Source organism: Allomuricauda sp. CAU 1633, assembly GCF_017313225.1.
Classification (GTDB): domain Bacteria; phylum Bacteroidota; class Bacteroidia; order Flavobacteriales; family Flavobacteriaceae; genus Flagellimonas.
In genome coordinates this window covers 260,771-282,601 of record NZ_JAFLNE010000001.1, presented here as the reverse complement: position 1 = coordinate 282,601, position 21,831 = coordinate 260,771, and the positions used below count along the sequence as shown (strand labels likewise).

The following is a 21,831-nucleotide window of genomic DNA, read 5'->3' as shown; positions in this document are numbered from 1 at the left end:
ACTTACTGTGTTATTGGGTTAAGGTGGTGGTATAGAGCGATGAATGCAAAGCCCAAAGGAATGACCACCGAAAATAGTTTTGTGAACGTCTTTACGGCCGGAGTGTATTTGTTGTTCCATCCCATACTCTGGAATGAGGAAGCAAAACCATGCCACAAGTGAAGGCTCAGCAATACAAAGGCCACTACGTAAAGAATGGTCCTCCAGAACGGTTCAAACTTTTCAACGGTTTCGTGGTAGTAGCGTGTGGGGTCTTCCGGGGAAACCTCAATGTATTTGTAGGCCATCTCATGCACCCAGAAATCGTAGAAGTGCAACACCAAGAAAGCTAGCACCACCAATCCTGAATAAATCATATTTCGGGAGACCCAAGGAGCATTGGCACCGCCCTTGTACTTCACATAACTGCCGCCTCGAGCTTTTTTGTTCTGAATCTCAAGCGCAAAACCCATTACAAAATGGATGACTACGCCTGCAATCAAAATGGGTTGAAGAACAAATTGTACCAAAGGGTTGTATCCCATAAAATGGGACCAAGCGTTAAACGTTTCGGGATCTATTACAGAAGTAACATTAATGGTAAAATGTTGTGTGAGAAAAACAACCAAAAAAAGACCCGAAAGTGCCATTACCACTTTTCGGGCAATTGAAGATTTAATCAATCCACTCATTAGTGCTGGTTTTAATACAAATTTACGGCACGGTTAAGTTTTTAACAAGCTTTCAACATTGTAAAGCAGGTTATTTAGACTGATTTTAAGCAGTTGTGAGCTTAGATCAAAGAAATGGTTTTGTTACATTGATTTGCGGAGCCTATTCATTTCTAAATTAATGGGGAAGGAATCTATTTTAGGATTTTTGACCGATATTACAGAAGATTTTAACCAACCCAATGCCATGGACATTGCCATTTTATCCGTTAGCCTTAATGTACATTCCACCAGAAGGATAGCCCAAGAAGCACAAGAGGCGGGTCATTATGTTGAAATGATAAACCACACCAAATGCTCCGTAAAATTGGGGTCGGATAAGCCCCAAATTTATTTGGACACGGAAGACATTACCGATGAGTTTGATGCCATCATCCCCCGGATTGGTACAACGGTCACCAGGCATGGTGCTGCTATTGTAAAGCAGTTTGAGATGAACAACATCTTCAGTACGGCAAGGTCATTGGGGATCACTAGGGCCCGGAACAAGGTTCGGACGTTACAAATCATGGCCAGAAAGGGAATCCCTATTCCCGAAACCGTGTTTTCCATCAACCCACATAATGTTGAGGAACAGATAAAATTGTTGGGAGGCGGTCCGGTCATCATAAAATTGCAAGAAGGTACTCAAGGCAAGGGGGTTATGTTGGCGGAGAGCAAAAAATCGGCAAAGTCCATTATCGATACCCTGTACAATATGAATACCAGTATTCTTTTACAGGAGTATATTGAAGAGGCCCATGGCGAAGATCTTCGGATTATTGTGGTGGGTAACAAAGTGGTGGCCAGCATGAAACGCACCAGCGATATTGATGATTTCAGATCCAATGTGCACCGTGGGGCAGAAACGGAAAATGTTCAATTAACGCCAAAAGAGAAATTCATCGCCATAAATGCCACCAAATATTTAGGACTTGGGGTGGCTGGGGTGGACCTTATCCGTTCCAAAAAAGGACCACTGTTGATTGAGGTAAACGCATCACCGGGTTTGAAAGGAATTGAAGCAGCAACTGATGTTAATGTGGCCAAGCACATCATTCAATTTGTGGAAAAAAATGGACGAAGAAAAAGAAAATAAAACTCTAATTATTAATGGCGAGACCATTGCCCCAGGGGAAAGTAAGTTGGTGCAGTTGAACATTGCCCGATTGCCCACCGGCACCTTGATCGATATTCCTGTACATGTGTTCAATGGCAAAAAAGCAGGGCCAACGGTTTTGGTGCAAGCAGGTTTGCACGGTGATGAGATCAATGGGGTGGAAACGCTTCGGCGGATGCTTCAAGAAAATCGTTTCTCCGTTAAAAATGGAGCGGTAATAGTGGTTCCCATTGTCAATATTTTTGGATTTATCCATTTTTCAAGGGATGTCCCAGATGGGAAAGATGTAAACCGGAGTTTTCCAGGCAGCAAGACAGGCTCATTGGCCAGTAGGATTGCAAATGCCTATATGGAACAAGTTTTGTCCCAAGTGGATTTTGGCATCGACCTGCACACGGGTGGGAGTCAACGGCACAATCATCCACAGGCAAGGTATACTTCTGGGGATTTGAAAAGTGAAGAATTGGCAAAAGCATTCAACGCCCCTTTTTATTTTGCTTCGAAATTGATAACAGGCTCATTCCGGAAGGCCACTTTTAAAAAGGGAATCCCAACCATAGTCTATGAGGCTGGAGAAAGCATGCGGTTTGATGAAAAGGCCATTAAAAAGGCCATGCAAGGGGTTCAAAATGTGTTCAAGACATTCGGGATGCTTCCGAAAGGAACTAGGCAGGACAAGGAAAAAACCTCCATCCATTTAGAGTTTACACGTTGGGTTAGGGCATCCAGAGCAGGGATGTTCATTCCTCAAATAAAGAACGGGCAGACTGTGGAAAAAGGCCAAATTTTGGGGCTGATCACGGACACTTATGCCAAGAAAAACAAGAAAGTAAAGGCCCCATTTAATGGACACATCATCTGCGTGAACCACCAGGCTGTGGTAAACCAAGGGGATGCACTATTCCACATAGGGCGTTAGCCCAAATTCCTTATCGCTAATTTTTCCGATACTCCACTTAATGGCGGTTTCAAGGTCTGAGAATTGCCGAATGTTTTCCCGAAAGAACATTTTTTCCAGAACAATGCTGGACAGTCCGCCCTTGTTGTAGGCCACCACAGAATAAAATTCGAGATCGTGCCTGTTTTTGTAAAATTTCAACCAATCCGTGGGCACCACAGAATAGTTGTTTATTCGGTTGGAAATATAGGCGATGGGTTTGTCCTCCCCAAGAATTTCATAGGCAATACCAATAATTTTTTTGGCCATGGACCAGTTAAAGACCACCCCTTCCTTGATTTCGGAAATGACCAGTCCATCAAAAAAATAGAACACTCCGAAATCACATTCCCTGATTTCTCGGATGTTTCTAAAAAAATCAATTTCCCTAACTGTCTTTTTCATAGTTAATGTACAGATAACATAGCACCGTAAAATTAAGGAATCTTGGCATCTGGAAAGGGTATGAAATCATAACAAAAAGATAATTTTTTGGCTTTGGCAATTTCAGTTTTCTAGTTACCAGTGGGTTCTGGATTCCATCTAGAGATAACTCAACCACCACTTTTGTCTATTTGCTGTTTTGTAGGCATTGTACCAACTGCAAACGGGGTATAAGGCAATTGTCAAAACAGCCCAAATGAGATATACGACCCACAGATCAAAACCGTATCCCTGTAGCTGTGGTTGCAAGGTTACCCACAAATCGATTACCATATCCGAAAAATCAAAACCAGTGGAAAGGGCAGCGACAACCGCCAAAGCATGGATAACATAAATGTGAATGATGTAAAAAAACATGGGAACCCGACCAATGACAACTAGTTTCTCTGTCCAGCGATTCTGCACATTCTCCATAAAAGCCAAAAAGAGGATGGAAGGCCCTAAAGTAATCAGTAGGTAAAGCAAGGACGGTGGATATTTGGTAATGTTAAAATAAGAGGCAATGGTCATGCCAAGGGAGTCTTGCTCGGCCCAAGTGTAAGGGTCGCCATACACATTTATAGTCCTAATGACAAAAAACAATAAGGTCAATCCCAGCCCTATTTGGAATAAGCGCTTTATTCTGAGTTTTGGATCATAAGAAGGTTTGTATAATTCCCCAAAATAATAGCCTAATGGCATTACAAAGATCCACGGAATGATGGGATAGCCCACAAATACTTGAATGCTGCCCATATTCACAATATTGAAAACGTGCAAAAAGGTCCAAAAGCCCGAAGCAACTGCGTCGGTAGGAGCTATGGAATCTAATAGGTTATGGCCAAAAATTACCACCAAGCTGAGTGCAATCATGAACTTTTTGGGGAGGTGTATAAATCCGGCCAAAAAAATCATACTGATACCCAAAACCCAAATTACCTGCAAAAGGATAGTGGAATAATCCAACTTGAACATCCAGGCCAGCTTAATAATGGTGAGCTCCGCCACGACCAACCAAAGGCCTCGCTTCAACAACCAAATGGACAAGGATTTTTTATCTTGTCGCTGGCCTACAAAAAAAGCGGAAGTACCAGCCAGAAAAACAAAAACCGGGGCACAAAAATGCGTTACAAAACGGGTCCAGAAAAGCGGCACATTGGTTTGGGCGATATCAGAAGGATCAAAGAAATAAGCATCGGCATGAAAATAATCGCGCACATGGTCCAAGGCCATGATCACCATGACAACTCCTCGAAGCATGTCAATGGATTTAATTCTTTTTTTTCGGTCGGTTTGCATGATATGGTGTGTTGATGGTTTGCTATTAGGATTTACTAGGCAACTACCTGAAAGCGTATCCTTTATACTAGGCAAATTACACAAATTCCCTCGAAGAAAAAGACCCGAAAATTGCTTTATTTCAAGAGAGTTGGAATGCTCCTTGGGGAGGAATCATTTTTCCATGTTTTTGAGTTGAATACTCAAGGCCTTGGTGGAAAGCTGTACCTCCAATAAGGAAAGGACTAAAGAGATGACCAGGAATACCAAACTGATTCCAAAAATGATATTGGCCCAAATGTCCATTTCCACATAAATAAGGAACATGGTAATGGCCGCCAACAAAAAACTGATGATGGCCGTGGCCTGCATATTTTTAATGATGCCCAACCTTTTTCGAAGCTGATGAATCTGTTGCTTTAGGGGTTGTGCCGAAGTCTCCTCGAACTGCTTATGCAACTGGCGAATAAGGGCGGCGATGGCCAAATACCGGGCATTATACGCCAACATGGTCAGTGAAATGGCGGGGAACAAAAGTGCGGGAATACTAAGGTTGAGCTGCATGGACTTTTCTTTGAAGAGGGAAGGTATGAATTTGTCTTGGGGAACACAATTACCTACATTTGGCAAATCAAATTATATATATGAAATATTCTCCCATAGACAGTAATCTATTTGTAAAAAATCGTAAAAAATTCACGGCCCAAATGAAGCCAAAAAGTATCGCCGTGTTCAATTCCAATGATATTTATCCCATAGGTGCCGATAGTACCCTTCCGTTTGAACAGAGCAGGGATTTGTTCTATCTCTGTGGTGCCGATCAAGAGGAAACCATCCTGTTATTGTTTCCAGATGCCATGGATAAAAAGCACCGTGAAATATTGTTCGTTAGGGAGACCAATGACCACATTGCTGTTTGGGAAGGCGCCAAACTTACCAAGGAGCAAGCCACAAAAGTGTCGGGCATAGAAACCGTGTATTGGCTTACCGATTTTGACAAGATCTTTTTTGATTTGATGACAGAAGCGGACACCATTTACTTCAACACCAATGAGCATTACCGCCAAGCAGTGGAAACCCAGACCCGTGAAGATCGATTTATTGAAAAATGCAAAAAGGAATATCCGGCACATCAGTGGGCCAAGAGCAATCCTATTTTGCAACAAATTCGTGGAATAAAGGAACCCGAAGAAATTGCCATTATGCAAACGGCATGCGATATTACCGAAAAAGGATTCCGTAGGATTCTGGAATTTGTAAAACCAGGGGTTTGGGAATATGAAATTGAAGCAGAGTTTGTCCACGAGTTTGTCCGAAACCGTTCCAAAGGATATGCCTACGCACCCATTATTGCGGCTGGAAACAACGCCAATGTGCTCCACTATTTGGAGAATAACCAACAAGTAAAAGATGGGGATATCATCTTGCTGGATTTGGCAGCCGAGTATGCCAACTATTCCAGCGATATGACCCGGACCATACCGGTCAATGGAAGATTTACCGACCGACAAAAACAAGTGTACAGTGCTGTGCTTCGGGTAAAAAATGAAGCCACAAAAATGTTGGTGCCCGGGGTTATTTGGGCCGAATTTCATAAGGAAGTGGGGAAAATCATGACCTCAGAGTTGATTGGATTGGGGCTTTTGGATAAAGCCGATGTACAAAATGAAAACCCGGATTGGCCTGCTTACAAAAAGTATTTTATGCACGGCACCAGTCACCATATTGGATTGAATACCCACGACTACGGAGAATTAAAAACCCCCATGAAACCCAATATGGTCTTTACGGTGGAACCTGGAATTTACATTCCTGATGAAGGCATGGGTGTTCGTTTGGAGGATGATGTCGTCATTCAAGAGAGTGGCGAACCTTTTAACTTGATGCGCAACATCCCAATAGAGATTGAAGAGATCGAGGAGTTGATGAACGTTTAATGCATCCGCTACGAAAACATATCGAAGAACTGATCGCCCTGACCGATGAGGAATTTGATATGGTTTTGAGCTATTTTGAGCCCATCCAAAAACGGAAACACCAATACATTGTCCAAGAGGGCGATTTGGTGGATAAGGAATATTGGATTTTGGATGGATGCCTTAAAAGCTATTTAGTGGATGACGATGGGAAGGAGCACATTCTACAATTTGGTATGGAAAACTGGTGGATCACGGATTACGAATCCTTCATTAAACACACGCCTTCAAAAATATCCATAGACTGTATTGAGGATAGCGAATTGCTGTTCATCACTTTTGAAAACAGGGAAAAACTAACGGCCCAAATGCACAAGATGGAACGCTTTTGGGCCAAAAAGAGCAAATTTGGACGAATCGCCCTCCAAAACAGGATTCTTTCCCTCCTAAAAAATTCGGCCAAGGAACGGTACGATGTTTTGCTGGAACAATATCCGCAACTCTTTCAACGGGTTCCCAAAAAACTCATAGCAGCCTATTTAGGGGTGTCGCGAGAGACCTTGAGCCGATTACAATCCTAGATTGACTTTATTTTTTGTGACAAACATCACACCAAATCTGTGATGAATGTCCTTCCTTTTGGCATTGACCCAATCGCACCTTTGTAGGGTAATTTTAAATAGACAAAAATGCCTTACGTAAACATTAAGGTTACCGATGAACAGGTAACCCCAACCCAGAAACGCAAATTGATTGAAGGCGTCACCCAAGTATTGGTGGACGTGCTCAACAAAAATCCCAAGACCACCCATATTGTAATTGATGAGGTGCCCATTGACAATTGGGGTTATGATGGAAAACAGTATTCAGAAACCAAAAAGCAAAGCGCATGAAAAACAAGACAGTCATTATAACAGGGGCCTCCACAGGTTTGGGAAGGGAAACGGCCCAGTACTTTTTGGAAAGAGGCAGTAATGTGGTCATGAATTCCTCCAATGCATCCAATTTGGAAATGACATTCCAATCGTTGGGATCACCGGACAATGCAACCTACGTTGTTGGCGATATCAGCAAACGGGAAACCGGAAAAAAATTGGTTGAAATGGCCTTGGAAAAATTTGGTTCCATTGATGTGTTAATCAACAATGCCGGGATTTTTGCGCCTAAGCCTTTTTTGGATGTCAATGAAGCTGATTTGGAAGGGTTTTGGAAAGTGAACCTATTGGGAACCTACATCACTTCACAAGAAGTCATTCCACACATGCTGGAACAGGGCGGCGGAGCCATTATCAATATCGGAACCGTTTTGGTGGAGCATGCCATTGATGGATTTCCAGCAACCGCTCCCCTGACGAGCAAAGGTGCCATCCATGCCTTAACCAGACAACTGGCCGCAGAATTTGGTAAACAGAACATTCGGGTGAATACCATTGCTCCGGGCATTATTAGAAGTCCATTGCAGGGGAAAATAGGAGTGGAGGATGCCGACAGCCTAGCCGGGTTGCACCTTTTAAACCGAATTGGGGAGGCCCGTGAGATAGCCGAAGCAGCCTACTATTTGGCATCCGCAGAATTTATAACAGGCGAGACCATTAATGTTGCCGGAGGTCATACTGTGGGGCACGCCATTTAAAATTGAAAATGATGTACACAGAAAATAGAAAGGCAATAGAAGAATTGATTTCTAACTATTTTGAAGGAATCTTTGAGGGAGATGGGGAAAAACTGGAAAAGTGTTTTCACGAAAACACCTATTTGTATGGCGACATCAAAGGAGAGGATTATTTAAAAAGCAAAGCAGCCTATATTGAAGGTGTCAAGAACCGGCAAAGCCCAAAGTCCATGGAAGAGGAATTCAAAATGAGCATTATTGGCATTGATATTTTGGGAAAAGTGACCATGGCCAAGTTACATGTGCCTTTTTCAGGATATAATTATTACGATTATCTGTCTTTGGCCAAGATGGCTGGGGAGTGGAAAATTGTCAATAAGATTTTTACCCATGTTGACTAGATTCTGATTTTGAATTTGGTGTTAGTTATTGGAGCGGTTTGGATGGATGTCTGGACCGCTTCAATCGTTTAAATTGTACCTTTGAGCATGCTTTTCGCAATCCTTCAACAAACGGACATCCAAAAGAAGATGGAAGAAGCCCCAGACAGCGCCTATGAAATTGGGGTGGTTATTGGCAGCTACCTCCCTTTTGTGGTTTTGGCAGGTATTGCCTATGCCGTTTATTATTACAATAAAAAGAAGCGCGGCTCGGAATAACGTTTGTTAGATTTCAATTTAAAGTTTTTAATAAATTAAATCGATATATCTCGATTTGTTGTATTACATTTGCACCATGGATGTTTTAGAAGTAAACAAAGTTTTATCAAACCAAGTACGAATAGATATTCTTAACTGGCTCAAAAAACCGGAGGAGAACTTTCCGCCGCAGGTAAATGTCCCAGATTTTAGCGATGGGGTATGTGTTTGTCATATCCAAGATAAAACAGGCTTGTCGCAATCCACTATTTCACATTATTTGACCATGATGCACCGGGTGGATTTATTGATTGCCACCAGACATGGCAAATGGACCTATTACAGACGAAACGAAAATGAAATACGCAACTATATTAACACATTGAAGAACGACCTATAACTTTTTTTATTCATTTGAAACTACAAATCGATATATTTAAATATGACAGATTTAATTATTGATCTATTGGGTTGGGCAGGATCCATTATGCTTGTTTCGGCCTATTGGTTAAATAGCAAAAACCGAATCAGTGCCCAAACCTTACTATACCAACTCCTAAACATTTTGGGAAGCCTATTGTTAATGACAAACACCATTTATTATGGAGCCTACCCGTCCAGTTCGGTCAATATCGTTTGGCTTTTAATTGGGCTTATCCATATTACCGCAATCCTTAAAAACAAACACAAAGCAATCTAGAGATGGAACAAGAATTATTACGCATGGGTGCGACTGCATTACGAAAAGCGGCATTGAACCACGAAGCAAAGGAATATATCTTATCCAATGAAACACTATATAAAACCCTTAAAAAGGCGGCTGACCGCTATATTGGAGGAGAAACACTTGATGAAACCATTCAAAAAGTGAAACTTGAAAACGGAAATGGGTTTAAATGTTCCATTGAGTATATGGGCGAAAACACGCTCACGGTGGAAGAAGCCAACGAGGCGACCCATGAATTCCTTCGGATAGTGGATGAAATCAAAAATCAAAAGCTCAATTCTACAGTTTCCCTGGACCTTTCCCATATCGGCTTGGCCGTATCACATGAGTTATGTTTGAACAATATAAAATCCATTGTGGGGCAGGCTCAAAAAAACAATATTGAAGTTACCATTAGTGCTGAAGGGGTTGAAGTAACTGATGCCATCATCGACATCTATAAAACAACGGCCCAAACTTATGAAAATGCTTCCATTACCCTGCAGGCTTATTTGCACAGAACACAGGATGATTTTAAAGAATTGACCCAGGAAAATGGAAGAATTCGAATGGTAAAAGGAGCTTTTGAAACCCCAAAACACCTTTCCATTCCAAGAGGCGATGCATTGGATGAAAGATACCTGTATTATGTGGATCAGTTGTTGTCCCAAAATCACAAATGCTCTATTGCCACACATCATTCCAAAATTCAGCAAGAAGCCATCAAATTGATTCAGCAGCACAACCCGGACAACAGCCGCTACGAGTTTGAAAGTCTATACGGCATCCAAACAGAGCAATTAGTGAGCTTAAAAGAGCAAGGTTATCCAACCAAATTATACTTTGTATATGGTAAGGAATGGTACCTCTATTTATGCAATAGAATTGCGGAGTATCCGCTGTATCTGTTCCGGGCATTGAATGATATTTTAGCTTGATGGTGAACCCATAAAGAACAAGAATCAATGTCAGAAAGAAAGATTCGTATTGGTATACAGGGCGGGCGAGGTAGTTTTAACGATACTGCGGTCCGCACATACTTAAAGGATAAAAACACTTCTCAACATGAAATTTTATATCTGAACACCACCGCTAATGTGTTAAAGGCAATCCATGAAAATAAAATTGAGCTAGGGCAGTTTGCCCTGTACAATTCTACAGGCGGAATCTATGGGGAAAGTTTAAACGAGATTGGCAAATACACCTTTACTGTTTTAGATACCTATAAGATTAGGATTTCACATGCGTTAATGATCAGCAAGGCTGCAAAAATGGAAGAGGTTGATACCATAATTACACATCCTCAGGTCATGAAACAATGCCGACTAAATCTATCAAAAAAATATTCCCATTTAAAACTCAAGGTTGGGGAAGGGGAGCTAACGGACCCGGCAAGAGTCGCGGAAAAGTTGGGAGCTGGTGAATTATCCAAGAATGTAGCCGTTGTCAGTAATGAACTTTTGGCCGAAGTATATGATTTAAAGGTGGTGGAAACTGGATTGGAAGATCATACAGATAATGAGTCCACTTTTCTATTGGTAAGCAAAATATAAAAATCATATTAGCCTTATTCTAAGTACCTTTAGTACTATGAAAATTTTTATCATTGGGGCTGGAGCGGTAGGGAAAGCACTCGCTGTATCCCTATACCAAGAGGGCAAAGCAGTGGAGTTGATCCGTGGTCATTTGGATGACGGGACTTCGTACAAAGAAAAAATCACGGTGGAACTCAAGGATGGTCCCACCTTGCGCGCTGAAATCACGGTGAGCACATTGGGCACCCATTCCCAATTGGAAGGTATAGTGGTGTTGACCAACAAATCATTCGGGAATAAAGTGTTATCCGAGAAATTGGAATCAAAAATCGGAGATTCACCTCTAGTGCTTCTCCAGAATGGACTGGGTGTGGAACAGCCTTTTCTGGAAAAGGATTTCCCAGAGGTTTTCCGCTGTGTCCTTTTTATGACCAGTCAGAATAGTGGGCCGAGCACCATAAGCTACAAACCCGTGGCTCCTTCCCCAATTGGAGTCATTAAGCAAACAAAAACCACATTGGGAAAAATTGTTAATGCATTGGACAGTCCCAACTTTAGGTTTATGGCCGAAAAAAACATCCAACGTATCATCTGGAAAAAGGCCATTGCCAATTGCGTGTTCAATTCCATTTGCCCATTATTGGAAGTTGACAATGGGATTTTCCATAGGAACAAAGAAGTCTTGGCCATTGCGCAGCGAGTCGTTGCCGAATGCGCTTTGATTGCCAATAAAAAGGGAATCGATTTGGGCACCTCCGAATTGGAAGACCAGGTCTTAATGATCAGCAGAATGTCTGATGGGCAACTCATTTCCACCCTTCAGGACATCAACAACAAAAGGGAAACGGAGATTGACACCCTCAATTTTGAGATTTATCGTATGGCACACGCCATGAACCTATCCAACAAGGTAAAAGAGACCCGATTGCTGGGAGAATTGGTAAAATTGAAATCGGAATTGCATCGTAAGAATAGGTCTTAAAACCGATGAGCCCATGGATAGGTTGTTTTGGATAAAACTTCTACATACCCTTATTTGGGTATTCTTTGTGGGTATAATTTTTTACGTATTGTATTCTGGGATTACGGGCAAAATCAACACCTGCACATGGGCGGGCATTGGATTGGTGATTCTTGAAGGAGTGGTGCTTTTGATTTTTAAAATGTTCTGTCCGTTGACCATCTTGGCCCGAAAGTACTCCGATTCCAACAAGGATAATTTCGACATCTTTCTTCCTAATTGGTTGGCCAAGAACAACAAGCTTATTTTCACCACCCTTTTTTTGATTGGTCTGGTGCTTGTATTGACACGAACTTTTTTCGCACAATAGCTTCATATCTATTCAAAAGAAAGGGGAACGGCATGGGTTGGTGAAGGCTTATCTGTTGGAACATCAAAATTGATGTCATTTTAGGTCAGAGGATTTTAGTTGTATAGTATGGTCAAATAACAAGGCGTTTTTGTAACTCATACATTATAACACGTCAATTCCCTATGGATTTTTAAGCCATAAAATCCTAACTTCACTCCTGCCGGCAGGCAGGTATCGGTCGATATAATTCATTTAAAAACGAATCATATCTTGGAACGTTGTGTTTCATTCGAAAAAACGAAATGGAATCAGTAAAGACATTTAAAACAAAGAGGGGATTTTGCCACATCCTTCCTGACAAAATTGTCTTGACAAGAGACGGGGTTATTGGAAATGTGGCTAAAGTGACTGTTGGAAACAACATTGCAAGAATCCTTCTAATTTACGGAGCAATAACAGTTGGACTGTTCTATTTTGGTTATGAAGCATATAAAAACGGACAGACCTTACAGCCAATTTTATTTGGACTAGTTGGACTATATCTGATTTACGGAATTGTAAGTAGTCTAAATAATTCAGCGACACCAATTATCGACCGAGAAAAAATTAAAGATGTAAAACTTAAAAAAGCTGTTAAAGGTCTGACTCGTTCGAGATTTGAAGTGCAATTTGAAGATGAGAATGGAAAAATCAAAAAACGATTGATTATGCTTCCAGGCTCGTTGACTGACGGACAGAATGAAACAGAAAAGGCTGTTGAAATAATGAGAGAAGAAGAACTATTGAAATAAAAAAAACGAAATGCCAACAAAGCATATAGCTTATGGCGGGTGAACGACTGCCAACAAGGTTTTCGCTCCTTAGCCAGCTTAGGTTTCGGTGGACAGGAAAGTTCTTCGAAATCGCCACAAGCCATAGCCAAACCGATACGTGAAATCCCCCAATCACTCCACTCTTTTCTTCACCGTATTCCCAACCACAAAAGCCACTAGAGCCGGCAACACCCACCCCAAATGATGTTCGTTCAGGGGCATCCACCACAAAATGTTTCTAACCGAATTGAAACCAATATCCATCGGTCCAAAAGCATAAAAAAGAAATTCAGGAATGCTAAATACAACGGTGGTCACCACCACCCAACGGAAGACGGTTTGCGAAGCCCATTTTTCAGGGAGTACGTTCAACAAAATCAAAACAATGGTAATGGGGTAGATGAACATGAGTGCGGGGATGGCCACCACAATAATGTACCCTACATTAAACTGCCCAATAAGCACCCCCAATACACATCCAACTAAAGCGGTAATCCTGTAGGCCAAACTGGAATCGTTGAACCGCCCTCTTATAAAATCTGAAGTTCCCGTAACAATACCCACCGCGGTGGTAAAACACGCCAAACTTACCAGAAGACTCAAAAATAAGGTGGCCGTGCTGCCCAAGGTCTCGGTGCTGATACTACTCAAAAGAGCGGTTCGGGAAATATCGGCATCAAAAACATCACTGAATAAAGCCCCGGTTAAAATAAGTCCGGCATAAACAAGGAGCAATCCAAGTCCAGCCAAAAACCCAGCCTTTCGAATAAGACTTTTTTTGGCCTCATAGCTGGCCGCCTTGTCCTTTATATTGACGGAAATAATGATGACCGCTCCTACGACCACAGCACCAATGGCATCAAAGGTTTGGTACCCTTCCAAAATTCCGGCACTAAAAGGATTGGGCATCGTTGAAGCTGAAAAATCAAAATCCAAAGTGAACGTGGCTGTCAGCACAATGAGCAGCAAAATAATCAGGATACCTGGTGTGAGCAACTTGCCCACCACATCCAAAACCCTAGATCGGTTAATGGCAAATAAGAAGACCAACGCAAAGTAGATAAGACTGGTCAATAGGGAGGAGGAGTCCCAGATAGGTTGAATGGCCATTTCATGAGTTACCGACGCCGTCCGCGGAGAAGGCAGTGCAACGGCAATGGCATAGATGATATAGCAATAGATAATACTGAAGGTTGGCGACACTTTTTTTGCAAAATCGAACAAGGTGCCCTGCAAGCGTGCGTGTGCCAAAATACCCAATAAAGGAATCAATACGGCAGATAGACAAAACCCCAACGTGACCAACCACCATGCGTCACCCGATTTGAATCCCAAAAGAGGGGGAAGGATAAGGTTGCCAGCACCAAAAAAAAGGGAAAAAAGGGCAAACGTGGTAATCGTTAACGTTTTTTTGTTCATAAGGTGTTGATAATTATCAGGCAATGTAGTATATTTCGAAAGTGCAGTTCAACGAAAATAACTGACTTTTTGACGATTATAGTGTATTTCATCGAAAAAAAGTAATCGGAGAAATCTGAGCAAAATAAAAAGTTATCAACATTCGTTGAAAAAGAAAACCATTTACCTAAAACTAAACGTATAACTGAAAATTACTAATTACACAAAATGGCATTTTTAACGATCCCCAAATCGCATGGATGCTTACCCAAACACAACCGGCTTATGAAAACTTCTACCACCCACCATGGCAACAAAATCTCTTCTCTTTTCTGCAACGTATTTGGACACCATTATGCGGTTTCCAAAAAAGTAACACAGCACATTAAGGAATACAAGTGTATTCATTGTCAAAAAGAAGTTACCACAGATGTTAGTGGTAAACTTTCTGCATTGACCCCCCAGATGCAGGAAATCAACAACACATTGGAAGACATGTACAGAAAAAGAAGGACCAAATTGGTACAGCGCGTAGCGTAACCTTTTACTCCTTTACGAAGTTTCACGGTTTATCCCGAACTTAAGTAAGTACCTACTGCTATACAGGTCGCGTGCCCCAAGACCATGAAGTGGATACCCTTGAGTTTCGGGATTTTTTGTGTTTATCCGTTAAAGGAATTCCAACCTTGGGCCGTAAGGGGTATCTTGGTTTCGGCTCGGGTAATAAGATGCGCTCCCTCACTTTTCTGCGTCATGTGACCAATCACAGTCAAATTGGGATTGGCTTTGATTTTTGGGAAATCCGCTTGATCAATGGTGAACAACAATTCGTAGTCCTCACCCCCACCCAAAGCGATCATGGTGCTGTCCATTTGAAATTCTTCGGAAGTGGAAATGACCGTGGGGTCTAATGGAATTTTATCCTCAAACAAATTACAACCCACATTACTACGCTTGCACAAGTGTAGAATTTCTGAAGATAGCCCATCACTGATGTCTATCATGGAAGTGGGTTTTACCTCCAACTTTTTCAAGAGTTCCACAATATCCTTGCGGGCTTCGGGCTTTAGTTGACGTTCCACGATATAAGAGTAGGGTTCCAAATCAGGTTGATTTTCTGGATTTACCTTAAAGACTTCTTTTTCACGCTCCAAGACCTGCAGTCCCAAATAGGCACCGCCCAAATCTCCGGTTACCACTAAAAGATCGTTGGTTTTAGCGCCATCGCGGTAAACGATTTCATCCTCATCGGCGATTCCCAAAGCCGTTACGCTAATGAGCATACCTTTGTTGGAAGAAGTGGTGTCGCCCCCAACCAAATCTATATGGTAACGTTTGCAGGCTGCGGCCACTCCAGCATAAAATTCTTCCAAGGCTTCCAATGGAAAACGGTTGGAAACCGCTATGGAAACCGTCACCTGAGTCGCCATGGCGTTCATGGCATAGATATCGGATAGGTTCACCATGACCGATTTATAGCCCAAGTGTTTCAATGGGGTATAGCTGAGGTCAAAATGGACCCCTTCCACCAACATGTCAGTAGAGACAATGGTTTTTTTGCTGTCAAAATCCAAAACGGCGGCATCATCACCAATGCCCATTTTAGAGGAAGGTTGGTGCAGTTCAAAGTTTTGAGTGAGGTGTTCAATCAGGCCAAACTCTCCCAATTCTTCCAAAGAGGTACGTTGTGGATTCTTGTCTTCTAGCATTGGGCAAAAGTAAACAGGATAATTTTAAATTGTATCTTTAAAAGAAAACAAACGTAAAATTGCTATGCCATGGGAATAAAAGTGTTATTGCCCCTTTTTGCTATTTTGTTTTTAGCGGGATGTTCAAGTGATGACAGTCCTAATGATCCCGAAGGTGGTGGGTCGGGAATGGAAAATGAGGGCCCAGATATTGGGGATGGAGCAGTTTTTATAGGATTTACCCCATGCGAAGCTGGAGTGGCCACGGTTTATCCCTGCCAAGGATATGATTTACTTTTTCAGATGCGTCTCGATGCGTTCAACGCAAATGCCGCAAACGATATTTGGGGCTGGACAGACCCTTCCACAGGCAACGAATATGCCTTGGTAGGTTTGGATAATGGTACTGCCTTTGTGGACATTACCGATACCGAGAATCCTGTCTATTTGGGGAAACTCCCCACAGCTACCGAATCCAGTATTTGGCGGGACATCAAAATCTATAATGACCACGCTTTTATAGTGTCCGAGGCCACAAATCACGGCATGCAAGTTTTCGATTTAAAGAAACTTCGGGATGTTGCCAATCCACCAGAACTCTTTGTGGCCGATGCCCGATACACTGGAATTGGAAATGCACATAACATTGTAATCAATGAAGAAATGGGTTTTGCCTATCCCGTGGGAACGGCCCGAAACGACGATTTTAATGGTGGGGTGCATTTTATCAATATTCAAAATCCAACCAGCCCTATTAGGGTTGGAGGCTATGGCGCAAACGGGTATACCCATGATGCCCAGGTAATTACCTATAACGGTCCTGATACGGATTACACAGGACGGGAAATTTTTATCGGAGCCAATGAAACACAGATCGCCATTGCCGATATAACCGACAAAACCAACCCTACAGAAATAGGGACACTGGGCTACTCCAATCGGGGATATACCCATCAGGGGTGGTTTACCGATGATCACCGCTATTACATTTTGGGGGATGAAACCGATGAAATCAATTTTGGTTTTGATTCCAGAACCCTGATTTTCGACATGACCGATTTGGACAATCCTATGTTGCATACTACATATACAGGACCAACCTCGGCAACCGACCATAATGGCTATGTAAAAGGAGATGAATTTTTCTTGGCCAATTATTCCGCAGGGATACGGGTTTTGGACATATCCGGCATTGATTCAGAAACAATTACCGAAACCGGATTTTTTGACACCCATCCTTCCAACAACATTCCGGGATTTGATGGGGTTTGGAGTGTCTATCCCTATTTTGATAGTGGCAAGATTATTGTCAACGATACGGAAGCAGGATTGTATGTGATTCAAAAGTCCAACTAAGCTATGGGAAGATATATATCTGTCTTTTTATTGATTTGCCTTTTGTCTTGTTCAAATGACGACACTTCTCCAGCACCAGAAATCGAAGACCCATTTTTAGGTGAAGTGGAGTGGGTGAAAAGTTTTGGTGGTTCTGGCGAGGAAGCTGGCCAGTCTGTGATTCAAACTATGGATGGAGGTTATGCCATTTTGGGGTACACCAACAGCACAGATGGGGATATCTCAGATAAGATCATGCCTGTTAGTGACTATTGGCTGCTAAAATTGGATACCGATGGCAATATGGAATGGAATAAAACCTATGGTGGCAGCAAGGAGGATTTGGGACAGTCTGTGATTCAAACTACAGATGGGGGCTATGCCTTAGTGGGGTATGCCATGAGTGATGATGGAGATGGAAGCAACAATGAAGGTTTTCATGATAATTGGATTCTTCGTCTGGATACATCAGGCAATATTTTGTGGGAACAGAGCTTTGGATTTGCTGGACATGATCATTCCTATGATGTGGTTCAGGCCTCGGATGGTGGTTTCTTTTTTGCCGGGTTCTTGGATGTCACCCTTTCTAACGGCGAAGGGAATTTTGGAAAAGGAATAAGCTCGCTCACCAGACACGGAGTGGGGGAATTTTGGGGCACTAAACTCGATGCGAATGGCAATCTGGAATGGCGTCGTTATTTTGGCGGAACCAACAACGATCGTGCCCATGCGGTGGTACAGGCAGATGATGGCGGATTTGTAATGGGCGGCTTTTCGGAAAGTGATGATTTTGATATTTCAAACACTAAGGGCAGTTATGATTTTTGGGTGGTCAAGGTTGATGCCAATGGGGGAATGATATGGGAAAAATCTTTTGGCGGAACGGGGATTGAGGTTTCGTATGACATCAAAAAAACTCCGGATGGCGCTTATGCTGTTTTGGGACACACCTTCAGCACCGACACCGATATTTCCAGAAATCACGGTGAGTCTGATGTGTGGCTCATTAAAATTGATGACGATGGAAATTTGTTATGGGAAAAAACCTTTGGAGGAACCAAATTTGATGATGCCAAAGGACTGGATGTCTCCCCAGATGGAGGTTTTGTAATTGCTGGAAATTCCAAAAGCACGGATGGTGATGCCAATGAGAATCAAGGTGAGAATGACCTGTGGTTTATCAAAACGGATAGCGAAGGAAATTTAACCTATCAAAAAACCTTCGGGGGCTCTGGTTTGGACTTTGGTTTTGATGTTGTTTATAACACAGATGGCAGTATTGTATTGGTCGGAGAAGCGGCTAGCAGCGACTTTTCAAGCATTGACCCCAAAGGAATGACCGACCTCGTGGTCATTAAACTCAAATAGCCGTTTTGTTCCATAGAAAACCCCTATGAACATATTCGTTATTATAATGTTAGGATTCATGGTAAAACCCTACAGATACAGTATATTTGTGGGCTATTTAGAACAAATCCAGTTAAGATGATTAAAGTTTCAGAAACAGCTAAGCAGAAAGTGGTGTCGCTCATGACCGAGGAGGGTTTTGATGCCAGCACCGATTTTGTGCGTGTAGGTGTAAAAAGTGGAGGGTGCAGCGGTTTGTCCTATGAATTGAAATTTGATAAAACAGCTGCTGATTCAGATAAGGTTTTTGAAGATAATGCCGTGCGCATCATCGTAGATAAAAAGAGCTTTTTATACCTCGTGGGCACTACATTGGAATATTCAGGAGGATTGAACGGAAAAGGCTTTGTCTTTAACAATCCCAATGCGCAACGCACTTGCGGTTGTGGGGAGAGTTTTTCTTTATAAATGAATTGATAATTGGTCATTGCCAATTGACTTATTGACAGAACATGGCGTATACAGAAGAAGAATTAAAAAAAGAACTTGAAACCAAAGAATACGAATATGGTTTCTACACAGATATAGAATCGGACACCCTGCCCAAAGGACTGAACGAGGACATCGTTATTGCCATCTCCAAAAAGAAGGAAGAGCCGGAGTGGATGACGGAATGGCGTTTGGAGGCGTTTCGGGCTTGGCAGCAAATGGAAGAACCAGAATGGGCCAACGTGAAGTATAAGAAGCCCGATTTTCAGGATATTTCCTATTACTCCGCACCTAACAAAAAACCCAAATACAACAGTTTGGATGAAGTAGACCCAGAATTGCTGGACACCTTCAAAAAATTGGGCATCTCTGTGGATGAGCAAAAGAAATTGGCAGGGGTTGCCGTAGACATTGTGATGGATTCCGTTTCAGTGGCCACAACCTTCAAAAAGACCTTGGCTGAAAAAGGGATTATTTTCTGTTCCATTTCAGAAGCCATTCAAGAGCATCCAGAGTTGGTAAAAAAATACATTGGTTCAGTAGTTCCCCAAAAAGATAATTTTTATGCAGCGCTGAATTCAGCCGTATTTTCGGATGGGTCTTTCTGCTATATTCCAAAAGGGGTGAGATGTCCCATGGAATTATCCACCTATTTCCGAATCAATCAGGCGGGAACAGGACAGTTTGAACGAACCTTGGTCATTGCGGAGGAAGGTAGCTACGTAAGCTATTTGGAAGGCTGCACCGCACCTACGCGCGATGAAAACCAATTGCATGCCGCCGTGGTGGAACTCATCGCTTTGGATAATGCTGAAATAAAATATTCCACCGTACAGAACTGGTTCCCTGGCAATAAGGAGGGCAAAGGAGGGGTGTTCAACTTTGTGACCAAGCGTGGTCTTTGCGAAAAGAACGCAAAAATTTCTTGGACACAGGTGGAAACGGGCTCGGCCGTCACTTGGAAATACCCTTCTTGTATTTTGAAAGGGGACAACTCCATCGGAGAATTTTATTCCATCGCCGTAACCAATAATTTTCAACAAGCTGATACGGGTACCAAGATGATTCACTTGGGCAAAAACACCCGAAGTACCATCATTTCCAAAGGTATTTCTGCGGGTAAATCCCAAAACAGTTATCGTGGATTGGTGCAAGTGAATAGTAGAGCGGAAAATGCACGGAACTTTTCACAGTGCGATTCTTTGTTGATGGGAAATGAATGCGGGGCACACACTTTTCCATACATAGAGGTAAAAAATAAAACGGCTCAAATAGAACATGAGGCTACCACCAGTAAAATAGGTGAGGACCAAATTTTTTACTGTAACCAACGGGGTATCGATACCGAAAAAGCCATCGCCTTGATTGTGAATGGTTTTAGCAAGGAAGTGTTGAACAAGCTTCCCATGGAGTTTGCTGTGGAAGCCCAAAAATTATTGGAAATCAGCCTTGAAGGTTCTGTCGGATAAAACACGGTGATAATGGAGGATAAAGATTATCTGAAACTTAATTCTTTAGCAGATAAAGGAATAGTTACAAAGACAACTACCGAAACCACAGGAGAAATTAAGGTCAAGAAGGGGAACGACATTTTTAGAACAATTAAAAATGGTTATTGGAAAACTGAAAGCTTTTTCTATGAAGGTGAAATCATTGCCCAAAGAACAATCATTAAGTTTGAAAATGGAGATATTTATGAGGATAGACTATCGCTTTATGATGGTTACTCTAAAGTAAAATCAATTAAATAAGATTGTCAAAACACAATTTGAAGAAGAACAGATGTTAGAAATCAAAAATTTACACGCCAGTATAGACGATAAAAAAATCCTGAAGGGCATCAACCTTGAGGTAAATGCCGGAGAGGTACACGCCATCATGGGACCCAACGGTTCCGGAAAGAGTACGTTGGCTTCCGTGATTGCTGGAAAAGAGGAATTCGAGATCAAAAAAGGAAACATTTCCCTGGAAGGTGAGGATTTGGAAGAATTGTCACCAGAGGAAAGAGCGCATCAGGGCATCTTTTTATCGTTCCAGTATCCCGTGGAAATCCCAGGAGTAACGGTGACCAACTTTATCAAAACGGCGATTAACGAATCCAGAAAGGCGCGTGGCATGGAAGATATGCCCGCCAATGAAATGTTGAAATTGATTCGTGAGAAATCCCAATTGTTGGAAATCGACCGCAAGTTTTTGTCCCGTTCCTTGAATGAAGGATTCTCTGGTGGGGAGAAAAAGCGAAACGAAATCTTCCAAATGGCCATGATGGAACCCAAATTGGCCATTTTGGATGAAACCGATTCTGGATTGGATATTGACGCCTTGCGTATTGTGGCCAATGGGGTGAACAAGTTGCGTAGCAAGGACAATGCGATAATTGTGATTACCCACTACCAGCGTTTGTTGGAATACATCGTTCCAGATTACGTGCACGTATTGCATGATGGTAAAATCGTGAAATCCGGCACCAAGGAACTTGCTTTGGAATTGGAGGAAAAAGGATACGACTGGTTGAAGCAGGAAGCGACGGTTTAAAAGAGATATGATTTCAGACATCAGATTTCGGAGTACTGAGAACTGAGAACTGAGAACTGA

Annotated in this window: 28 protein-coding genes; 22 read left to right on the top strand and 6 right to left on the bottom strand. The window is 42.2% G+C overall.

The genetic code is table 11. The annotated features are described in order from the left end of the window. Positions 1-2 precede the first annotated feature (2 nt). The gene (locus J0X14_RS01260; RefSeq protein WP_207095951.1) at positions 3-671 is read right to left on the bottom strand and encodes a succinate dehydrogenase cytochrome b subunit; all 669 of its coding nucleotides are present in this window, start codon (positions 669-671) and stop codon (positions 3-5) included. Between the two features lie 160 nt (positions 672-831). On the opposite strand from J0X14_RS01260, the gene J0X14_RS01255 reads away from it, so the two are divergent. Next, positions 832-1,788: a RimK family alpha-L-glutamate ligase gene (locus J0X14_RS01255; protein WP_242527882.1), complete on the top strand. Its 957-nt coding sequence runs from the start codon at positions 832-834 to the stop codon at positions 1,786-1,788. Continuing rightward, positions 1,766-2,728: a succinylglutamate desuccinylase/aspartoacylase family protein gene (locus J0X14_RS01250; protein ID WP_207095950.1), complete on the top strand. Its 963-nt coding sequence runs from the start codon at positions 1,766-1,768 to the stop codon at positions 2,726-2,728. The genes J0X14_RS01255 and J0X14_RS01250 overlap by 23 nt, the downstream gene beginning before the upstream one ends. On the opposite strand, the gene J0X14_RS01245 is transcribed toward J0X14_RS01250, so the two are convergent. From J0X14_RS01245 to J0X14_RS01235, 3 genes are all read right to left on the bottom strand, one after another. Beyond that, on the bottom strand, positions 2,708-3,151 hold the full coding sequence (locus J0X14_RS01245; protein ID WP_207095949.1) for a hypothetical protein: 444 nt from the start codon (positions 3,149-3,151) through the stop codon (positions 2,708-2,710). The two genes, J0X14_RS01250 and J0X14_RS01245, sit on opposite strands and share 21 nt — an antisense overlap. Before the next feature lie 138 nt (positions 3,152-3,289). Then, the gene (locus J0X14_RS01240; protein ID WP_207095948.1) at positions 3,290-4,468 is read right to left on the bottom strand and encodes a DUF1624 domain-containing protein; all 1,179 of its coding nucleotides are present in this window, start codon (positions 4,466-4,468) and stop codon (positions 3,290-3,292) included. Between the two features lie 153 nt (positions 4,469-4,621). Beyond that, positions 4,622-5,011: a DUF2721 domain-containing protein gene (locus tag J0X14_RS01235; RefSeq protein ID WP_207095947.1), complete on the bottom strand. Its 390-nt coding sequence runs from the start codon at positions 5,009-5,011 to the stop codon at positions 4,622-4,624. An 80-nt stretch (positions 5,012-5,091) separates the two neighbouring features. Here J0X14_RS01235 and J0X14_RS01230 point away from each other — a divergent pair, with 80 nt between their 5' ends. The 13 genes from J0X14_RS01230 to J0X14_RS01170 all read left to right on the top strand — a co-directional run bounded on the left by J0X14_RS01230 (position 5,092) and on the right by J0X14_RS01170 (position 12,958). After that, the gene (locus J0X14_RS01230; protein ID WP_207095946.1) at positions 5,092-6,384 is read left to right on the top strand and encodes an aminopeptidase P family protein; all 1,293 of its coding nucleotides are present in this window, start codon (positions 5,092-5,094) and stop codon (positions 6,382-6,384) included. Continuing rightward, positions 6,384-6,944, top strand: a complete 561-nt coding sequence (locus tag J0X14_RS01225; RefSeq protein ID WP_207095945.1) for a Crp/Fnr family transcriptional regulator — start codon at positions 6,384-6,386, stop codon at positions 6,942-6,944. Before J0X14_RS01230 ends, J0X14_RS01225 begins: the two co-directional genes overlap by 1 nt. 108 nt (positions 6,945-7,052) lie before the next feature. Next, a complete protein-coding gene (locus tag J0X14_RS01220) occupies positions 7,053-7,256 on the top strand; it encodes a tautomerase family protein (RefSeq protein ID WP_207095944.1) in 204 nt (67 codons plus the stop codon). Then, positions 7,253-7,996, top strand: coding sequence for an SDR family NAD(P)-dependent oxidoreductase (locus J0X14_RS01215; protein WP_207095943.1), 744 nt, complete (start codon positions 7,253-7,255; stop codon positions 7,994-7,996). Before J0X14_RS01220 ends, J0X14_RS01215 begins: the two co-directional genes overlap by 4 nt. An 8-nt stretch (positions 7,997-8,004) precedes the next feature. Continuing rightward, positions 8,005-8,376, top strand: coding sequence for a nuclear transport factor 2 family protein (locus J0X14_RS01210; RefSeq protein WP_207095942.1), 372 nt, complete (start codon positions 8,005-8,007; stop codon positions 8,374-8,376). 87 nt (positions 8,377-8,463) lie between these two features. Next, positions 8,464-8,634 carry a hypothetical protein gene (locus J0X14_RS01205; protein WP_207095941.1) on the top strand — a complete coding sequence of 57 codons (171 nt, stop codon included), beginning with the start codon at positions 8,464-8,466 and terminating at the stop codon, positions 8,632-8,634. Between the two features lie 76 nt (positions 8,635-8,710). Beyond that, the gene (locus J0X14_RS01200) at positions 8,711-9,013 is read left to right on the top strand and encodes an ArsR/SmtB family transcription factor (RefSeq protein WP_207095940.1); all 303 of its coding nucleotides are present in this window, start codon (positions 8,711-8,713) and stop codon (positions 9,011-9,013) included. A 42-nt stretch (positions 9,014-9,055) separates the two neighbouring features. After that, entirely contained in the window at positions 9,056-9,313 is a 258-nt protein-coding gene (locus J0X14_RS01195) for a CBU_0592 family membrane protein (RefSeq protein ID WP_207095939.1), read from the top strand. A 2-nt stretch (positions 9,314-9,315) separates the two neighbouring features. Next, positions 9,316-10,257 (top strand): proline dehydrogenase family protein, encoded by a 942-nt coding sequence (locus J0X14_RS01190; RefSeq protein WP_207095938.1) that lies wholly within the window; start codon positions 9,316-9,318, stop codon positions 10,255-10,257. A gap of 27 nt (positions 10,258-10,284) precedes the next feature. Then, entirely contained in the window at positions 10,285-10,872 is a 588-nt protein-coding gene (locus tag J0X14_RS01185) for a prephenate dehydratase domain-containing protein (protein ID WP_207095937.1), read from the top strand. A 37-nt stretch (positions 10,873-10,909) separates the two neighbouring features. Next, positions 10,910-11,836 carry a ketopantoate reductase family protein gene (locus J0X14_RS01180; protein WP_207095936.1) on the top strand — a complete coding sequence of 309 codons (927 nt, stop codon included), beginning with the start codon at positions 10,910-10,912 and terminating at the stop codon, positions 11,834-11,836. 13 nt (positions 11,837-11,849) lie between these two features. Beyond that, the gene (locus J0X14_RS01175) at positions 11,850-12,185 is read left to right on the top strand and encodes a hypothetical protein (RefSeq protein WP_207095935.1); all 336 of its coding nucleotides are present in this window, start codon (positions 11,850-11,852) and stop codon (positions 12,183-12,185) included. 284 nt (positions 12,186-12,469) lie between these two features. Next, positions 12,470-12,958, top strand: coding sequence for a phosphoribosylaminoimidazolesuccinocarboxamide synthase (locus J0X14_RS01170; protein ID WP_207095934.1), 489 nt, complete (start codon positions 12,470-12,472; stop codon positions 12,956-12,958). Between the two features lie 153 nt (positions 12,959-13,111). Here the strand turns inward: J0X14_RS01170 and brnQ are convergent, their stop codons facing one another. Continuing rightward, the gene (brnQ, locus tag J0X14_RS01165; protein ID WP_207095933.1) at positions 13,112-14,398 is read right to left on the bottom strand and encodes a branched-chain amino acid transport system II carrier protein; all 1,287 of its coding nucleotides are present in this window, start codon (positions 14,396-14,398) and stop codon (positions 13,112-13,114) included. A gap of 264 nt (positions 14,399-14,662) precedes the next feature. On the opposite strand from brnQ, the gene J0X14_RS01160 reads away from it, so the two are divergent. Then, complete coding sequence (locus J0X14_RS01160) at positions 14,663-14,917, top strand: hypothetical protein (RefSeq protein ID WP_207095932.1); 255 nt, start codon at positions 14,663-14,665, stop codon at positions 14,915-14,917. A 122-nt stretch (positions 14,918-15,039) separates the two neighbouring features. On the opposite strand, the gene thiL is transcribed toward J0X14_RS01160, so the two are convergent. Next, a complete protein-coding gene (thiL, locus tag J0X14_RS01155; protein WP_207095931.1) occupies positions 15,040-16,086 on the bottom strand; it encodes a thiamine-phosphate kinase in 1,047 nt (348 codons plus the stop codon). Between the two features lie 69 nt (positions 16,087-16,155). Here thiL and J0X14_RS01150 point away from each other — a divergent pair, with 69 nt between their 5' ends. From J0X14_RS01150 to sufC, 6 genes are all read left to right on the top strand, one after another. Beyond that, the gene (locus J0X14_RS01150; protein ID WP_207095930.1) at positions 16,156-17,421 is read left to right on the top strand and encodes a choice-of-anchor B family protein; all 1,266 of its coding nucleotides are present in this window, start codon (positions 16,156-16,158) and stop codon (positions 17,419-17,421) included. A 3-nt stretch (positions 17,422-17,424) separates the two neighbouring features. Continuing rightward, positions 17,425-18,768 (top strand): hypothetical protein, encoded by a 1,344-nt coding sequence (locus J0X14_RS01145; protein WP_207095929.1) that lies wholly within the window; start codon positions 17,425-17,427, stop codon positions 18,766-18,768. Positions 18,769-18,885: 117 nt separating this feature from the next. Next, positions 18,886-19,215: a HesB/IscA family protein gene (locus J0X14_RS01140; RefSeq protein WP_207095928.1), complete on the top strand. Its 330-nt coding sequence runs from the start codon at positions 18,886-18,888 to the stop codon at positions 19,213-19,215. Between the two features lie 44 nt (positions 19,216-19,259). After that, positions 19,260-20,705, top strand: coding sequence for a Fe-S cluster assembly protein SufB (gene sufB / locus J0X14_RS01135; RefSeq protein ID WP_207095927.1), 1,446 nt, complete (start codon positions 19,260-19,262; stop codon positions 20,703-20,705). Between the two features lie 12 nt (positions 20,706-20,717). Further along, entirely contained in the window at positions 20,718-20,987 is a 270-nt protein-coding gene (locus J0X14_RS01130) for a hypothetical protein (protein WP_207095926.1), read from the top strand. A gap of 31 nt (positions 20,988-21,018) precedes the next feature. Next, complete coding sequence (gene sufC / locus J0X14_RS01125) at positions 21,019-21,771, top strand: Fe-S cluster assembly ATPase SufC (protein WP_207095925.1); 753 nt, start codon at positions 21,019-21,021, stop codon at positions 21,769-21,771. Positions 21,772-21,831: the final 60 nt, after the last annotated feature.

Coding starts and splice junctions, on each gene's coding strand:
- J0X14_RS01260 (WP_207095951.1), bottom strand. CDS start 671: ATGAGTGGATTGATTAAATCTTCAATTGCCCGAAAAGTGGTAATGGCA.
- J0X14_RS01255 (WP_242527882.1), top strand. CDS start 832: ATGGGGAAGGAATCTATTTTAGGATTTTTGACCGATATTACAGAAGAT.
- J0X14_RS01250 (WP_207095950.1), top strand. CDS start 1,766: ATGGACGAAGAAAAAGAAAATAAAACTCTAATTATTAATGGCGAGACC.
- J0X14_RS01245 (WP_207095949.1), bottom strand. CDS start 3,151: ATGAAAAAGACAGTTAGGGAAATTGATTTTTTTAGAAACATCCGAGAA.
- J0X14_RS01240 (WP_207095948.1), bottom strand. CDS start 4,468: ATGCAAACCGACCGAAAAAAAAGAATTAAATCCATTGACATGCTTCGA.
- J0X14_RS01235 (WP_207095947.1), bottom strand. CDS start 5,011: ATGCAGCTCAACCTTAGTATTCCCGCACTTTTGTTCCCCGCCATTTCA.
- J0X14_RS01230 (WP_207095946.1), top strand. CDS start 5,092: ATGAAATATTCTCCCATAGACAGTAATCTATTTGTAAAAAATCGTAAA.
- J0X14_RS01225 (WP_207095945.1), top strand. CDS start 6,384: ATGCATCCGCTACGAAAACATATCGAAGAACTGATCGCCCTGACCGAT.
- J0X14_RS01220 (WP_207095944.1), top strand. CDS start 7,053: ATGCCTTACGTAAACATTAAGGTTACCGATGAACAGGTAACCCCAACC.
- J0X14_RS01215 (WP_207095943.1), top strand. CDS start 7,253: ATGAAAAACAAGACAGTCATTATAACAGGGGCCTCCACAGGTTTGGGA.
- J0X14_RS01210 (WP_207095942.1), top strand. CDS start 8,005: ATGATGTACACAGAAAATAGAAAGGCAATAGAAGAATTGATTTCTAAC.
- J0X14_RS01205 (WP_207095941.1), top strand. CDS start 8,464: ATGCTTTTCGCAATCCTTCAACAAACGGACATCCAAAAGAAGATGGAA.
- J0X14_RS01200 (WP_207095940.1), top strand. CDS start 8,711: ATGGATGTTTTAGAAGTAAACAAAGTTTTATCAAACCAAGTACGAATA.
- J0X14_RS01195 (WP_207095939.1), top strand. CDS start 9,056: ATGACAGATTTAATTATTGATCTATTGGGTTGGGCAGGATCCATTATG.
- J0X14_RS01190 (WP_207095938.1), top strand. CDS start 9,316: ATGGAACAAGAATTATTACGCATGGGTGCGACTGCATTACGAAAAGCG.
- J0X14_RS01185 (WP_207095937.1), top strand. CDS start 10,285: ATGTCAGAAAGAAAGATTCGTATTGGTATACAGGGCGGGCGAGGTAGT.
- J0X14_RS01180 (WP_207095936.1), top strand. CDS start 10,910: ATGAAAATTTTTATCATTGGGGCTGGAGCGGTAGGGAAAGCACTCGCT.
- J0X14_RS01175 (WP_207095935.1), top strand. CDS start 11,850: ATGGATAGGTTGTTTTGGATAAAACTTCTACATACCCTTATTTGGGTA.
- J0X14_RS01170 (WP_207095934.1), top strand. CDS start 12,470: ATGGAATCAGTAAAGACATTTAAAACAAAGAGGGGATTTTGCCACATC.
- brnQ (WP_207095933.1), bottom strand. CDS start 14,398: ATGAACAAAAAAACGTTAACGATTACCACGTTTGCCCTTTTTTCCCTT.
- J0X14_RS01160 (WP_207095932.1), top strand. CDS start 14,663: ATGAAAACTTCTACCACCCACCATGGCAACAAAATCTCTTCTCTTTTC.
- thiL (WP_207095931.1), bottom strand. CDS start 16,086: ATGCTAGAAGACAAGAATCCACAACGTACCTCTTTGGAAGAATTGGGA.
- J0X14_RS01150 (WP_207095930.1), top strand. CDS start 16,156: ATGGGAATAAAAGTGTTATTGCCCCTTTTTGCTATTTTGTTTTTAGCG.
- J0X14_RS01145 (WP_207095929.1), top strand. CDS start 17,425: ATGGGAAGATATATATCTGTCTTTTTATTGATTTGCCTTTTGTCTTGT.
- J0X14_RS01140 (WP_207095928.1), top strand. CDS start 18,886: ATGATTAAAGTTTCAGAAACAGCTAAGCAGAAAGTGGTGTCGCTCATG.
- sufB (WP_207095927.1), top strand. CDS start 19,260: ATGGCGTATACAGAAGAAGAATTAAAAAAAGAACTTGAAACCAAAGAA.
- J0X14_RS01130 (WP_207095926.1), top strand. CDS start 20,718: ATGGAGGATAAAGATTATCTGAAACTTAATTCTTTAGCAGATAAAGGA.
- sufC (WP_207095925.1), top strand. CDS start 21,019: ATGTTAGAAATCAAAAATTTACACGCCAGTATAGACGATAAAAAAATC.